At 61.6% G+C, this 15424-nt stretch carries 13 protein-coding genes; 7 read left to right on the top strand and 6 right to left on the bottom strand.

Translation table 11 applies throughout. The features are described 5' to 3' along the window. Positions 1-20: 20 nt before the first annotated feature. Entirely contained in the window at positions 21-1337 is a 1317-nt protein-coding gene (locus NCR40_RS10115) for an MFS transporter (RefSeq protein WP_244825964.1), read from the bottom strand. Between the two features lie 333 nt (positions 1338-1670). Here NCR40_RS10115 and ppa point away from each other — a divergent pair, with 333 nt between their 5' ends. Beyond that, complete coding sequence (ppa, locus tag NCR40_RS10110; protein WP_250509373.1) at positions 1671-2198, top strand: inorganic diphosphatase; 528 nt, start codon at positions 1671-1673, stop codon at positions 2196-2198. Between the two features lie 75 nt (positions 2199-2273). Here the strand turns inward: ppa and NCR40_RS10105 are convergent, their stop codons facing one another. Beyond that, on the bottom strand, positions 2274-2603 hold the full coding sequence (locus NCR40_RS10105) for a GIY-YIG nuclease family protein (RefSeq protein WP_244825961.1): 330 nt from the start codon (positions 2601-2603) through the stop codon (positions 2274-2276). Between the two features lie 129 nt (positions 2604-2732). Here NCR40_RS10105 and NCR40_RS10100 point away from each other — a divergent pair, with 129 nt between their 5' ends. Both NCR40_RS10100 and NCR40_RS10095 read left to right on the top strand, forming a co-directional pair. Next, positions 2733-3881, top strand: a complete 1149-nt coding sequence (locus tag NCR40_RS10100; RefSeq protein ID WP_250509372.1) for a GNAT family N-acetyltransferase — start codon at positions 2733-2735, stop codon at positions 3879-3881. 42 nt (positions 3882-3923) lie between these two features. Then, the gene (locus NCR40_RS10095; protein WP_250509371.1) at positions 3924-5978 is read left to right on the top strand and encodes an NAD(+) synthase; all 2055 of its coding nucleotides are present in this window, start codon (positions 3924-3926) and stop codon (positions 5976-5978) included. Positions 5979-6041: 63 nt separating this feature from the next. Here NCR40_RS10095 and NCR40_RS10090 read toward each other — a convergent pair whose 3' ends face one another. Continuing rightward, on the bottom strand, positions 6042-7094 hold the full coding sequence (locus tag NCR40_RS10090) for a Gfo/Idh/MocA family protein (protein ID WP_250509370.1): 1053 nt from the start codon (positions 7092-7094) through the stop codon (positions 6042-6044). A 282-nt stretch (positions 7095-7376) separates the two neighbouring features. Here NCR40_RS10090 and glnK point away from each other — a divergent pair, with 282 nt between their 5' ends. From glnK to NCR40_RS10075, 3 genes are all read left to right on the top strand, one after another. After that, positions 7377-7715, top strand: a complete 339-nt coding sequence (glnK, locus tag NCR40_RS10085; protein WP_086969848.1) for a P-II family nitrogen regulator — start codon at positions 7377-7379, stop codon at positions 7713-7715. A gap of 211 nt (positions 7716-7926) precedes the next feature. Beyond that, the gene (locus NCR40_RS10080; protein WP_250465342.1) at positions 7927-9684 is read left to right on the top strand and encodes a cation:proton antiporter; all 1758 of its coding nucleotides are present in this window, start codon (positions 7927-7929) and stop codon (positions 9682-9684) included. 131 nt (positions 9685-9815) lie between these two features. Then, on the top strand, positions 9816-11237 hold the full coding sequence (locus tag NCR40_RS10075) for a gamma-glutamyl-gamma-aminobutyrate hydrolase family protein (RefSeq protein WP_250509369.1): 1422 nt from the start codon (positions 9816-9818) through the stop codon (positions 11235-11237). Between the two features lie 207 nt (positions 11238-11444). On the opposite strand, the gene NCR40_RS10070 is transcribed toward NCR40_RS10075, so the two are convergent. The 3 genes from NCR40_RS10070 to NCR40_RS10060 form a co-directional block, all read right to left on the bottom strand. Further along, positions 11445-12155 (bottom strand): DUF2968 domain-containing protein, encoded by a 711-nt coding sequence (locus NCR40_RS10070; RefSeq protein ID WP_250509368.1) that lies wholly within the window; start codon positions 12153-12155, stop codon positions 11445-11447. A gap of 32 nt (positions 12156-12187) precedes the next feature. Next, entirely contained in the window at positions 12188-13132 is a 945-nt protein-coding gene (locus tag NCR40_RS10065; protein ID WP_250509367.1) for a hypothetical protein, read from the bottom strand. 199 nt (positions 13133-13331) lie between these two features. Continuing rightward, positions 13332-13862 (bottom strand): GNAT family N-acetyltransferase, encoded by a 531-nt coding sequence (locus NCR40_RS10060; RefSeq protein WP_284507744.1) that lies wholly within the window; start codon positions 13860-13862, stop codon positions 13332-13334. 201 nt (positions 13863-14063) lie between these two features. On the opposite strand from NCR40_RS10060, the gene NCR40_RS10055 reads away from it, so the two are divergent. Next, a complete protein-coding gene (locus NCR40_RS10055; protein ID WP_244825947.1) occupies positions 14064-15359 on the top strand; it encodes an MFS transporter in 1296 nt (431 codons plus the stop codon). Positions 15360-15424: the final 65 nt, after the last annotated feature.

Here is a 15424-nt window from a genome sequence, read left to right as displayed (position 1 = left end):
CACGGCGGCTCTCCTTCGATTCACCGATTGACCATTCGCGCAGGCACGCTCAGCACGAGCAGCGCGCCCACGATCAGACAGCCGGCCAGCATATACATGCCGCTTGCGTTCGATGCCGTGGCTTGCTTGAGCCATCCCACGAGATACGGGCTCAGAAAGCCCGCGAGATTGCCGAGCGAATTGATCATCGCGATGCCGGCGGCCGCGCCCGTGCCTGCAAGGAACGCAGTCGGCAGACTCCAGAACAACGGCAAGGTCGTGAGAATGCCCATGGTCGCAAGCGTGAGTCCGAGCATGGCAAGCGGCGTGTTCGCCGACCACACGACCGAGAGCACCAGCCCCAATGCGCCGATGAACGCCGGAATGGCGATATGCCAGCGCCGCTCGCCGCGCTTGTCCGCGCTGCGCGCGACCAGCAGCATGCCGATCACCGCCGCGCCGTAGGGAATCGCGGAGAGGAGGCCGACCGTGAGCGCATCGGAGACGCCGGTGGCCTTGATGATCGTCGGCAGCCAGAAGCTCACGCCATAAAGACCCATCACGAAGGAAAAGTAGATCAGGCTCATCAGCCAGACCTTCGGGCTCGACAGAATCTTGCCGATGGGCATGTCCTCTTTCTCGACGTTATCGGCGGCGATATTGCGTTCGAGCAACGCTCGCTCGTCGGCCGTGAGCCACTTCGCTTTCGAGATGCGGTCGTCGAGTTTGAAGAACACGACGAGTCCGACGACGATCGACGGAATGCCTTCCAGCAATAGCAGCCACTGCCAGCCATGCCAGTCGTTCGTGCCATCGAAACGCTTCATGATCCAGCCCGACACCGGCCCGCCGATCAACCCCGACAACGCGATCGCCGTCATGAACAGCGTCGTCATGCGCCCGCGCCGTTGCGCCGGAAACCAGTACGTCAAATAAAGAATGATGCCGGGAAAGAAGCCCGCTTCGGCCACGCCCAGCAGAAAGCGCATGACGTAGAACATGGTCGGCGTGGTGATGAACATGGTGAGCGCGGAAATGACGCCCCACGAGATCATGATCCGCGCGATCCACACGCGCGCGCCGACGCGATGAAGAATCACGTTGCTCGGTATCTCGAAGATGAAATAGCCGAAAAAGAAAATGCCCGCGCCGAAGCCATAGACGGCATCGGAGAGGTTCAAATCGGCGGCCATCTGCAACTTGGCGAAGCCGACGTTCACGCGGTCCAGATACGCGACCACATAACAAATGAGCAGAAGCGGCGAGAGCCGCCATGCGACCTTCTTGTAGGTTGCCTCCTCGAATGCGGAAGGCGTGCCCGTGGCGGGGCTTTGCACTGAATCGGCGGTGCGGGCCATGTCGTCTCCTCTTTCTCTTGCGCGTTCGGGTTCGTTCGATGATTACAGACGCGTAAGGATTCTAGCTGCCAGGCGGCAAGCCGAGGCGAGGGTTTCGGATCGGGGAAAACACGGATGAACGTGTGGCGTGCAACGTCCGGCGAGCCTCCCGCCAAGGCAAGCGAAAGGGCGCGCAGGCGCGTTTGGCTATAATGCCCGGGTTGCACTTCGCTGCATCCACGCCGCCTCGCGCGACCGCGCGAATGCGCAGAAACGCGGCCACCGCGCCGAAGAGAATGCCTCGCGCGCGCGGCGCTGACAGATTTCCGAACTCAACTTCATCAGAGAGCGCTCATGAGCTTCAACAACGTACCTTCCGGCAAGGATCTTCCGCAGGACTTCAACGTCATCATCGAGATTCCCGCGCAGAGCGATCCGGTGAAATACGAAGCGGACAAGGACATGGGCCTGCTCGTCGTCGACCGCTTCATCGGCACCGGCATGCGCTATCCGGCGAATTACGGCTTCATCCCGCAGACGCTGTCGGGCGACGGCGACCCGGTCGACGTGCTGGTCATCACGCCGTTCCCGCTGCTCGCAGGCTCGGTGGTCCGCTCGCGCGCGCTCGGCATGCTGAAGATGACCGACGAATCCGGCGTCGACGCGAAGCTGATCGCCGTTGCACACGACAAGATCTGCCCGATGACGGCAAATCTCAAGTCGATCGACGACGTGCCCGAGTACCTCAAAGAACAGATCAAGCATTTCTTCGAACAATACAAGGCGCTGGAGAAGGGCAAGTGGGTGAAGGTCGAGGGCTGGGACGGCATCGAAGCCGCGCACAAGGAAATCTCGGAAGGCGCGGCTAACTTCAAGAAGTAAGCCTGGCTTTCGCGCGTCGCGTTGCGTAGACGCGATGCGAGTGTTCCGCACGGCCGCGCTCGATGCGCGGCCGTCTCAATTTGCGGGCGCGTCGTGGGCTTCGTCCAGGTTGTCATCCACGACGGCGACAGCGGGCGGCGGCAGCACGGAATCGAGCGTGCGCTCGCCCGCGATCAACGCGCGCTTTTGCCGCGCGGTGAGCTGCTTCACCCAATATTCGGCGCGCAACGCCTCCGATCTTCCCTGCAGTTCGAACGACGCCACGACGCGCAGCGGCTTGCGCGCGCGGGTATAGCGCGCGCCCTTGCCGGCGGCATGCGCGACGAAGCGCGCTTCTACATCCGTGGCGATGCCCGTGTACAGGCTGCCATCGGCGCATTCGATGAGATAGAGGAACCAGGGCATGGCCGGGATTATCGCCGAATCGGCGCAACCTTCGAGAGCGGCCACGCCCGACTAAACGACGAATTAAAACTTGCGCGAGAATAGCCCTTCATGCCCGCAAGGGCAAAACTCATCATTCGAGGTCTTCCGTTGAATCGCGAAGTCGAAATCCAGGTAGTCGACACGCTAGAGGACATTTCGCCCGAGGAGTGGAACCGCCTCGCGGGCGCGAATCCCTTCGTCAGTCACGGCTTCCTGTCGGCGTTGCAGGACACGCATTGCGCGGTCAAGCGCACCGGCTGGCGGGCGCATCACCTCATTCTAAAGCGCAACGGCGTCTTCGCCGGCGCCATGCCGCTTTATCTCAAGTCGCACTCGCGCGGCGAATATGTCTTCGACCACGCCTGGGCCGATGCCTTCGAACGCCACGGCGTGCGCTATTACCCCAAGGCGCTCTCGGCCGTGCCGTTCTCGCCGGTGACGGGTCCGCGTCTCATCGCGGCCGAACACGCGGATCGCGTGCTGCTCGCGCGCGGTGCGATCGAGCTTACGCGGCAACTCGACATCTCGTCGCTGCACGTGCTGTTTCCGCATGCACAGGACATCGAGGCGCTGAAGGACGCGGGCTACATGTTGAGAGAAGGCGTGCAGTTTCATTGGGAGAATCTGCCGGGCGCGGGCTACGAGAATTTCGACGCGTTTCTCGCCACCATGAGCCACGACAAGCGCAAGAAGGTGAAGCAGGATCGCCGCCGCGTGACCGAAGCGGGCGTGACTTACAAGTGGCTGCGCGGCCGTCAGATCGACAAAAGCGCGCTCGATTTCTTCTATGGCTGCTACGAGAACACGTACAAGGAGCACTGGAACGCGCCGTATCTGACGCGCGAGTTCTTCGGTCAAATTCACGCCGATGCGCCCGACAACATGCTGCTCGTCATCGCCGAAGCGGACGGCGAGCGGCTCGCCTGCGCGCTCAACATGATCGGCGGCGACACCATGTATGGCCGCTACTGGGGCACGCGCGAGTTCGTTTCGGGGCTGCATTTCGAAACCTGCTACATGCAGGGCATCGCGTATTGCATCGAGCACGGGCTGGCGCGCTTCGAAGGCGGCGCGCAGGGCGTGCACAAGATGTCGCGCGGCATGTTGCCCACGCCGACATGGTCCGCGCACTGGATCGCCGACCAGCGCTTTGCTCATGCGATCAGCGAGTTTCTCGATGAAGAAACCGCCGCGATGACGCAGCATATCGAGGAACTCGAAGCGCATACGCCATTCAGGAAGATGGCGACGGATTGAAGCGTGCGGCATGATGACGAGTATCCAAAGGATACGCAAACAATGAAAACCGAATTCCTGAACCTCTACAGCCATGGTTTCGCGCGGGTTGCCGTCGCGGTGCCGGAATGCAAGGTGGCCGATCCATCGTTCAATGCCGGAGAGACCATCGCGCTCGCCCGGCAGGCCGCGCAAAACGGCGCCGTGCTGGTCGCGTTTCCCGAGCTGGGGTTGTCCGCTTATTCGTGCGAAGACCTGTTCCATCAGGACGCGTTGCTCGTCGCGTGCGAGCGCGCGCTGGCCGCGCTGGTCGAAGAATCCCGCTCGCTCGATATCGTCATGGTGGTTGGCTTGCCGTTGCGCGTCGATCACGCGTTGTACAACTGCGCGGCCGTGGTGTCGTCCGGGCGCGTGCAGGGCGTGGTTCCCAAGAGCTTCCTGCCGAATTACGCGGAGTTTTACGAAGCGCGCCAGTTCAGTGCCGCCGATTGCGCGTTGGTCGACGAGATCCATCTGCTCGGCGCGGAGGTTCCCTTCGGTTCATCGCTGCTGTTCGATATTCCGTCGATTCCGTATTTCCGCTTCCACGTGGAAATCTGCGAGGACGTCTGGGTGCCCATTCCGCCATCGTCGTTCGCCGCGCTCGCGGGTGCGACGGTGCTCATCAATCTGTCGGCATCGAATATCGTCGTCGGGAAATCGTCGTACCGGCATCAACTGGTCGGGCAGCAATCGGCGCGATGCATCGCGGCGTATCTCTATTCGTCGGCGGGCAAGGGCGAATCCACCACGGACCTCGCGTGGGACGGGCAGGCGCTCATCTACGAGAACGGCGAGCAGCTCGCCGAGTCGGAGCGCTTCAGCGACGCATCGCACGTCATTTTCGGCGATGTCGATGTCGAGCGGCTGTCGCGCGAACGCATGCATCAGACGACCTTCGCTCAGTCGGCGCGCAGACATCAGGAAGAGGCGCGCAAGTTCCGTATCGTGCGATGTGAAGTGGCCGTGCCTGCGGCGTCCGTGTTGCCCTTGCAACGTGCGGTGCCGCGCTTCCCTTACGTGCCGATCGACGCGAGCAGACGCGACGAGCGCTGCATGGAGGTCTACAACATTCAGGTTCAGGCGCTGGTGCAACGGCTCGCTTCGAGCAATATTTCGAAGGTCGTGATCGGCGTCTCCGGCGGGCTCGATTCGACTCATGCCTTGCTCGTCTGCGCCAAGGCCATGGACCGGCTCGGCCTGCCGCGCACCAACATTCTCGGCGTGACCATGCCCGGTTTTGCGACCAGCGAGCGCACGCTCACCCAGGCGCGCCGGCTGATGGACGTGGTTGGTTGTTCGGCATCCGAAGTGGATATCCGGCCGAGCTGCATCCAGATGCTGAAGGACCTCGGTCATCCGTATTCGACGGGCGAGGAACAGTACGACATCACCTTCGAGAACGTGCAGGCGGGCGAGCGCACGAACCATCTGTTCAGGCTCGCGAACTACAGCAATGGCATTGTGATCGGCACGGGCGACTTGAGCGAACTGGCGCTCGGCTGGTGCACCTACGGCGTCGGCGATCACATGTCGCACTACGGCGTGAACGCCAGCGTGCCGAAGACGCTCATCACGCATCTCGTGCGATGGGTGGCCGAGACGGCGCAGATCGGCAACGACGGCGCCGATGTGCTCAACGATATTCTCGCCACCGAGATCAGCCCCGAGCTCATTCCGGGCAAGGTGAAAGGCGCGCTCGAACAGAAAACCGAGAGCGTGATCGGGCCGTACGAGCTTCAGGACTTCAACCTTTACTACATTCTTCGCTTCGGTTTCCGGCCGTCGAAGGTGGCATTTCTTTCATCGACGGCGTGGGGCGACAAGGACGCGGGCGCGTGGCCTGCCGATGTCGACCTCGTTCATCACGAATACGACCTCACGCAGATCAAGAAGAACCTGCGCATCTTCCTGTATCGCTTCTTCAAGCTGAGTCAGTTCAAGCGGTCGTGTATTCCGAATGCGCCGAAGGTGGGAACGGGCGGTTCGCTCTCGCCGCGTGGAGATTGGCGCGCGCCGAGCGATTCGGAAGCTACGGTCTGGCTCGATGATCTGGAGAATATTCCGGACGCGTCGTGACGTTCGTTGCACGCAGAAAGGGCGTCGTATGCGCGATGAATGCACACGACGCCTTCGAAACCTTCAATCCCGTGGCAACTCGATCACCGCGCCCGACTTCGCCGCGGCCACGATAGCTTCCGTCACGCGCAGGTTCCTGAGCCCGTCGCGGGCCGATACCAGCGGCGCCGCCTCGCCGCGCGTAACCGCGCCGAAGTGCTCCATCTGATGCTTGATGGGGTCGTCCCGCACCATGCCGACGACACCCGCTTCGAACGGCTTCCACCACGAACGGTCTTCATCGCGCGGATAGGTTTTCAGACGCATGGTCGGAATGGCGAGGCTGCCGTTGGTTCCCGCGACGAGATAGCAATCCTCGTCGGCGTAACTCGCGTAAGCCTTGTTCTCTTCGGAGGTCTGCTCCCAACTGCGCGCGCTCGCCGCCGAATCCGAAAGCAGGAACGTGCCGAGCGCGCCGCTTTCGAAGCGCAGATTGATCGCGACCGTATCCTCGACGGCAAAGCCGCGCGCCGCATGCGATAGAAACGCCTGCACCGCGACGATCTCGCCGCAAAGCATGCGCAGGTTGTGAACCTCGTGGATCATGTTGAGCAGGATCGGGCCGCCGCCAGGCTCGCGACGCCAGGGCGCATCCGTGAAGTAATGATCGGGCTTCAGAAACATCGCGCTGCCGGTCACGGCGACAAGGCGCCCCAGCACGCCGGATTCGATCACCTCACGGGCCTTCGCCATGATCGGACTATGCGCGCGATGATGGCCGATGAGAATCGGCACGCCCGCTTCATCCGCTGAGCGCACGAGCGCTTCGGCTTCGGCGACGGTCGGCGCAATCGGCTTTTCGAGCAGCGTCGGTACGCGCGCGTCGAGGCATTGCAGTGCTTGCGGCACATGCAGCTGATTCGGCGTTGCGAGCACCACGCCGTCCGGTTTGTCCTGTGCGAAGAGCTCGTCGAGCGTCGCGTAGATCGGCACGTCCGCCCGTTCCGCGATGGCGCGCGCAGCCGGCGACGGATCGACAATGGCCGACAGCATGCACGTCGCGCTGTTCTCCAGGACGCCGATATGCGCCTGTCCGATATATCCGGCTCCGGCCACGGCGATTCGAGTTCGGGTCATGCTGTGCCTCCTCCTTGGTTTTCGTTCGACGTTGCTCGCGTTCCGCAGCGCCGTCGGGTCGATCCACATCATAAAATCAACCGGCGCGCCTGCAATGCGGACTTGCGATATCGCCGACGTATCGGCCACGACGCAGCCCTTCGCGTTGAATGCACCAAAAACGCCTGAAAAACAGCCGCATAAGCGCTGAATCGATAACCGGCAGCCTGCTAGAATCAAAAGCATCTGTCCTTCGCGGACACGACCCATTCCGAAGATTCTTGAACTCAAGCGAGGCACGCCATGAAACGTATCACCGCCATCATCAAACCGTTCAAGCTCGATGAAGTCCGTGAGGCGCTCGCCGAAGTAGGCCTGACCGGGCTGACGGTTACTGAAGTCAAAGGCTTCGGCCGTCAGAAAGGACATACCGAGCTCTATCGTGGTGCAGAGTACGTCGTCGATTTTCTGCCGAAGGTGAAGATCGAAGTAGTCGTCGCCAACGATCAAACCGATCAGGTCATCGACGCGATCATCGGTGCGGCGCGCACCGGCAAGATCGGCGACGGAAAAATCTTCGTGGCCGAAGTCGAGCGCGTCATTCGCATTCGTACCGGCGAGGAAAACGAAGCGGCGGTCTGAGCGCTTCGAGGTTTTCTCTGTTCCATCGAGCCCGCGTTTCTCACGCGGGCTCGTCTTTTTCCGCATCGCATGCACCAGCACGATGCGCGTCGCTCGTCCGCTTGACTCCTGCTTGATCTCCAATCCGCCTGACTGAGTGCCGAACTCGGCGCGATTTCGTTGCCGTGCGGTAACATCGAATCCCGTTTACCAATTTGTAAGGATTTTTTGGATGCATCACGCGATCGGCTTCATTCAGGATCTCGCGGTAATCATGGCCATCGCGGGCGTCGTGACGGTGTTGTTTCATCGCATGCGTCAGCCGGTCGTGCTCGGGTATATCGTTGCGGGCGTCATCATCGGGCCATATACGCCGCCGTTTCAGCTGATTCACGACGAAGCCACCATCCAGACGCTCGGCGAACTAGGCGTGGTCTTCCTGATGTTCTCGCTCGGCCTCGAATTCAGTCTGCGCAAACTCTTCAAGGTAGGCGCGACGGCGTTCGTCGCGGCGCTGTCCGAGATCGTGCTGATGATCTGGATCGGATACGAGATAGGCCGCTGGTTCGGCTGGAATTCGATGGATTCGCTCTTTCTCGGCGCGGTGCTGGCGATTTCGTCGACGACGATTATCGTGAAAGCGCTGTCCGAACTCAAGATGAAAGGCGAGCCGTTCGCGCAACTCGTGTTCGGCATCTTGATTGTCGAGGACATTCTCGCCATCGCAATGCTCGTGCTGCTTTCCGGCATCGCGCAGACAGGTTCCGTCACAGCGGGCGTCGCGGCCATCACGCTCGGCAAGTTGCTGCTTTTCATGACCGTGTCGCTCGTGGTCGGCATTCTCATCGTGCCGCGCGCGCTGGATTACGTGGCGCGCGCGAAAAGCGACGAGATGCTGCTCGTCACCGTGCTCGGCTTCTGCTTCGGCTTTTGTCTGCTGGTCGTGAAGCTCGATTACAGCATCGCGCTCGGCGCCTTTCTGATCGGCGCGATCATGGCGGAGTCGAAGAATCTCGCGCGCATCGAGCATCTCATCGCGCCGGTACGCGACATGTTTTCGGCCATCTTCTTCGTGACCATCGGCTTGCTGCTGAATCCGTCCGTGCTCGTCGATTACGCGTGGCCGATCGCGGTCATCACCGTGGCGGTCGTGTTCGGCAAGATCGTATCGTGCGGACTCGGCACTTTTCTCGCCGGTAAGGACGGGCGCACGGCGATGCGCGTCGGCATGAGCGTCGCGCAGATCGGCGAGTTCTCGTTCATCATCGCGTCGCTCGGGTTGTCGCTCAAGGTGACAAGCGCGTTTCTCTATCCGATCGCGGTCGCCGTCTCCGCGCTCACCACGCTCTTCACGCCGTATCTGATTCGCGCCGCCGATCCCATCACCATGCGTCTTGCCCGCGCGATGCCCGCGCCGCTCGCCAACACCTTCGGCCTCTACTCGCAATGGCTCGCGAGTCTCACGCCCGCGACCGGCGGCCCGACGCTCTTTTCGATGACCCGGCGCATCGTTCTGCAGATCGCGGTGAACCTGGCGCTCGTGGCTGCGATTTTTCTGGGCGCGTCGTATTCGGCGCCGTTCGCTTCCGGCTACCTCGCGCGCTGGCTCGAATCGGACAATGCGCAGCGCGTCGTGTTGTGGAGCGCGGCCTTGTTGATCGCGCTGCCGTTTCTGGTGGCGGTGTATCGCAAGCTGGATTCGCTTGCGCTCCTGCTCGCCGAAGTCAGCGTGCAACCCGCGAAGGCCGGACGCTTCACGAGCGCGATTCGTTCGGCCATCTCGGGGCTGATTCCCATCGTCGCCATGTTCGGCGTCTTTCTGCTCGTGGCCGCGCTTTCGGGCGGCATCTTGCCGCCTTTCGGATTGATGGTGGCCGTGCTCGTCTGCGCGGCGTTGCTCTTGACGGTACTCTGGCGCTGGTGCGTGAAGATTCACGCGACCATGCAGATCGCGTTGCGCGAAACCTTCGAGGAGCCGCGCGATCACTGAAGGAATCATCCATTCATTACGATTGCCGCGATAATGTGAGTAAATGTGTGCTGGTTTGCCCCGTCTGTTCGAGAGGCGGATAATCGAAACGTGTTGATTCTTTCCCTGGCGTTCGCGCGCCGGACAACGGAATGAGCGAAAACAAAACCTCGAACGACTCAGGCTCCATCGCAAACGGCGCGGCGCCCGACGCCCGCCGAAGTGGGGCGGATGCATCGGCGGCGGGCGTGGCGCGAGATGGCGCACCTCACGCACCGCAAGCACCTCAGGCACCTCAAATTTCAACCACGCCGGGTTCGGACCCGAGCGCGACCGAGCGGGCATCGACGGATGCGCCTTCGAGCGCTTCGACCGTTGAGCCCGTCGATAAGGCTGCGGCGCGACGGGCCGAGGCACTCGAAGCAAACGCCAAGGTCGCGCCGGAACCGGTCGTGCGCGCGAAGCCTCTCGATGCAAAAGCGAACTTGGCCGAGAGTCTCGAAGCCGCGACCGAGGCGCAAGCGGGCAGCGATATCGAAAGCATCATCGCGGGCACGGAAGCCGAACCCGAACCTCAACCGGTGAAGGCCAGCGTTCTGCCGCCCGAGTTCACCGCCGCGCCGGATTTCGGCACGCTCAATCCGCCGCCCTTGCCGCCGCCCGGTCAGCAGACAGCGGGCGCGACGCAAGCGCCGCCTGCATATCTCAAGCAATCGGATTCGGCGTGGTCCGTGTTCGGGCGCGTGATCGCCGCGCGTGCGCGACAAATCTTCGACCGGGCAGGGCAGCGCATCACGCAACGCACGTTGAGGATCGGCGTGTCGGCGCGCATTTTTCATCCGGAGCCGGGCGCTAAGGGTTTGCGTGGCAAGACGCTGCAATATCTGGAGGAATCCATCGCGCATTGGGTCATGTCGCGCGATGTGCTCGTGTTCATGATTCCGACGGTCGGCACGCAAGGCATGCTGCATCCAAGCAATATCCGCCTGCGCGACTATGCGAAGAATCTCGACGGGCTGCTGCTTCAGGGTGGCGCGGACGTGTCGCCGCAATCTTACGAGGAGGTCGTGACGCGCCCCGAATGGCCGGGCGATCGCGTGCGCGACATGTATGAGCTGGAACTGCTGCACGAATTCATCGAGTCAGGCAAGCCGGTGCTCGGCGTGTGTCGCGGCTGTCAGCTCATCAACGTGGCATTCGGCGGCACGCTCTACGGCGATATCGCCACCGAAGTGCCGACTGCGGGCATCCACGTGAACGAGCACTACGATCAGCATCGGCACTCGCTGCGTTTTCCCGATGGCTCGACGCTCGCCAACATGTTTCCGAATCAGCGCGATGCAATCGTCAACTCGATTCACCATCAAGCGGTGAAGTCGCTTGGGCGGGATCTCAACGTCGAGGCGGTCTCGGCGCAGGATGGGATCATCGAAGCGGTGCGGTATCGCAAGGCGCCGTTCGTGGTGGGCGTGCAGTGGCACCCGGAGTTTCATCGCGCGGGCGGATCGGAATTGCTCGATTGCACGCCGCTGCTCGATACGTTTTTGCGCGTGGCGCGGGAGACGCGGTTCTAGGATATTGGTTTGGACATGCGTTGGCATCGAGGCCCGCTTCGTAATGAGCGGGCCTTTTTGTTTTGCATGATTGGGGTTGAAGCGCGGATTTGGGTGATAGTCGTCGACGAGCCGGCTTTGGTTCTAAGCGAAACCGAGAATGCACGTCAGGATGATGTACCGCGACCGTGAAATCCGCTCACGCGCGCAAACTCACCGAATCAAAAGTCACCGCGCCGAACCCACCGGAGCCAGCCCGGCTTCGCTCGCACGCTGCAACTGATCGACCTGCATCTGCAATGCGCGCAGCTTGCGTTCCGATTCGAGCTTGTCGCTCTGCAGCGCCGCCGATTCCGCCTGCAATTGCTGCTGACGTTCCGACACCTGCGTGTCCTGCTGCTGCGCGAGCGCGAGATCGGCGGATAACCGGTTCGCGCGATTCGCCGACACGGCGATCACGCGGTCGAGCAGCGCTTTTTGCGCCTGCAACTGCACACGGCGAATCTCGCCATCGGCAAGATCATGTGTCTTGCGCGCGAACTGCGCGTAGACCGATTCGGCGCGATTCTCCTCCTGCGTCTTCACGACGCGCCACGAATGCGAGTCCTGCGACAACGCCACGTAATAGAGCATCTCTTGCGGCAGAAAATAGAGCCTCGCGCCGTAGCTGCCATTGCGCGTAACGCGCAGCTCGGTCAGTCGGCCCGCCTGCACCATGTCCTGCAGTTCGGCGAGGTTGCTCGCGGAGGGCGACGCGCCATCGCTCTGAAGATCGGAGAGGTCTTCAGGCGGTAGCGCCGGTGCGCTGTTTGTTCGATCGGCTTTTGAAGCCGGAGCCGGGCTCGTGACAGCCGATGCATCGGCGAAAGAAGCTAGCAATCCGGAGAGGAACAAAGCGAGGACAAGTACTGCGTGACGAATGAAACGTAAGTGCATCATGTTGGCTTCATGCCGATAAGTTAAGCGATTCATCACCGGGCCTGATTGGCCGATGCATTGTCGGGACGTGAAGCGACATTGCTGTCGAGCGTGGGCGAATGCTGGAGCATGGAGTAGAGGGCGGCGACGTTCAGCGGCTCAGTGGTGCGCAGCGCCGCAGTGAGTTGCGTGGGCTTCGTGCTCGCGCCGCGATGTGTCGATGCCGCGTATCGAATAACCGGTTTCGTGGCTGCCCGCTTCGCGCGATGTGCGCCCGCGTTCACGTATCGAGGAGTTCGTGTGTGGGACGCTTCGGCATGTACGGAAACTGGCGCTGGTTTTGTCTCACGCGCATGCGCGGGCCGACTTGCCGTGAGAACGCGCGCCGCGACAGGCTGCGTTGGGTCGACCGGGCGCGGGTCCGCCGGTTGACTTACCGTGGGCACGCGCGTCGCATCCGCCGCTCTGTCGCGCGACACCGCTTGTCCAATCTGCATCTGTTCTGCTTCATCAACCGGGGGCTTCGACCCGCTTCGTTCCAGCCACTGTTCATGCGCGAACAGCACCCAGACGAACAACGCCGAAACCGCGATGGCAATAGCGGATTTTTCAAAGCTGCCGATGCGGTAAGGCCGCTTGCGTAACGGCGATGGACTGCGCAGATCGATACGCATGGGCTTTCTTTCCGCAGCCGCATCGACCGGTGCGGCAGGCTCTTTCATACGCGACGTAGAAGGACGCGTGGCGCCCTTGGCGAGCTTTCCCCAGATACTCGTCGCTTGATACGGAGAACGCGCATGCAACGAGTCCGACGAGTCGGACATGCGCGAGTACTTGGTATTGAACCGTGCGCCGTAGAGCGGAATCTCGGAGCGCGACGTACTCGGCCGAGCGCGCGCGGGCGACCACTCGCGGCCGAATTTCAGCGATGGATCGGCGAGCGGGCGCACCGTTGGCAGGCGTAGATTGCCTTCCACGACGATCAGAGGCTCGTTCATGAGTGTTCCAGGTGGATGCGCCGATGCGCGCACGATTGGAACGTGCGGGCATCGGCCCGAGGTCAGCTAGATTGACTCGCGATCATACGAAACAGCACTGAACTAAACGACCAGACTTATCCTAATGATTCGATCTTAAAAGGAATGCTTATTGACAGAAGGCCGCTTCTATGTCGGAAGCATTGCTTGCGAGCCGCATTTAATCCAGAGAGAGCGTGTAGCGCAACGCGAACAGATCGAGGCCCGCCATGTTGTCGGCTTGACGCGAAGTGAGCCTCCATCCGCGCGACTCGTAAAAGCCGATAGCCGCCGCGTTGTCTTCCAGCACGTAAAGATGCAGTTCGCGCGCGCCACGTGTGCGCGCCCAGCGTGCGGCTTCGGCGAGCATCGCGGTCCCGGCGCCAAGGCCTTTGTGCCCCGGCAGCGCATGCAGATTGTCGACGAGCACGCTGCCCGTGTCGTCCGGTTCGACGAGACATACGAAACCCACCGGCTCACCCGCATGTTCGGCGATCAGCACACAACCCGCGCCGGCCTCGATTTCCCGCATACGGGTTTGCCAGTGCGCGGCGCGCTCGGCGTGAATGTCCCGATCGAGATAGACATCTGGCACGATGCCGCGATAGGTGGCCACCCAACTGCGCGTGTGCATCGACACGATCAGAGCGGTGTCGGCCGGCGTTGCGGTCCTGAAAACGATAGCTAAATTTGTAGGCTTGGAGATAGGCATATGTAAGCTATTGTTAATCTTGTTTTGAGTGATGTTGACCGAAGTTGCGTGCAGAGAAACGTCCGCAGGCGTTAAGATTGAGGCACTCGTGAATTTACAAAAGAATTACGGGTAAACCCTAATCAAGCGAAAACCCTTCGCCACCGGCCAGAAGCGGTTCGCGAACCGCGATGCGTCGTTCAGCCTGATTCGAGAAAGTCCATGTCCACGACTCACGTTGCACCCGCCAATGAATCGAAGTTCAAGACGGTTTTCCGCGTCGTCAGCGGCAACTTCCTTGAAATGTACGACTTCATGGTTTATGGCTATTACGCCTCCGCCATCGCCAAAACCTACTTCCCGAGCGGCAACGAGTTCGCCTCGTTGATGCTCGCGCTGTCCGTATTCGGCGCAGGCTTCCTCATGCGTCCGGTCGGGGCGATCGTACTCGGCGCGTACATCGACCATCACGGGCGGCGCAAGGGCCTCATCCTCACGCTGATGCTGATGGCTATCGGCACCGCTTGCGTCGCGCTCGTGCCGGGCTACGCCACCATCGGCGCGATTGCACCGATCATCGTGCTTCTCGGGCGGCTTCTGCAGGGCTTCTCGGCGGGCGTCGAGCTCGGCGGCGTGTCGGTGTATCTGTCCGAGATCGCGACCAAGGGCAACAAGGGCTTCTATTGTTCATGGCAGTCGGGCAGCCAGCAAGTGGCCGTCGTGTTCGCCGCGCTCATCGGCGTGGTCATGAACCAGTTGCTGCCCGCCGATCAAATGACCGCGTGGGGCTGGCGCGTGCCGTTTTTGATCGGCTGCCTGATCGTGCCGTTCCTCTTCATCATCCGCCGTTCGCTGCGTGAGACGGACGAGTTCCTGGCGCGCAAGCATCGTCCCGGCATGGCCGAGATCGCGCGCTCGATCGCAACAAGCTGGCCGATCGTGCTCGCGGGCATGGGCATGGTCATCATGACGACCGTGTCGTTTTACATGATCACCGCCTACACGCCGACCTTCGGCAAGGAAGTGCTGAAGCTGTCTTCCATCGATGCACTCGTCGTCACCGTATGCGTCGGGCTCTCCAACCTCGTCTGGCTGCCTGTCATGGGCGCGTTGTCGGACCGCATCGGGCGTCGTCCGGTGTTGCTGTTCTTCACCATTCTGACCATTCTCACGTCGTATCCGGCCGTGCAATGGCTCGTCGCCGATCCATCGTTCGGGCGGCTCCTGATCGTCGAACTGTGGTTGTCGTTCCTCTACGGTAGCTACAACGGCGCGATGGTCGTGGCGCTCACGGAAGTCATGCCGGTCGACGTGCGCACCACCGGCTTCTCGATGGCCTACAGTCTCGCGACGACCATCGGCGGCTTTACGCCTGCCATCTCGACCTATCTGATTCACTCGACCGGCAACAAGGCCGCGCCGGGCTTGTGGATGGGTCTCGCGGCCATCTGCGGTCTGATCGCCACGCTCGTGCTGTATCGCTCGCCGGAAGCACGCAATCAGTACAAGACAGCCTGACGTCCGTAGCTGGCTGAAATAAAAATCCCTCGTCGCGGCGAGGGATTTTTTTTGCATCGACGAAA

The sequence above is a fragment of the Caballeronia sp. GACF4 genome (assembly GCF_023631025.1).
In the GTDB taxonomy this organism is placed as follows: Bacteria; Pseudomonadota; Gammaproteobacteria; order Burkholderiales; family Burkholderiaceae; genus Caballeronia.
Note: the sequence above shows the minus strand (reverse complement) of the source record. Positions and strands in the feature narration are given on the sequence as shown.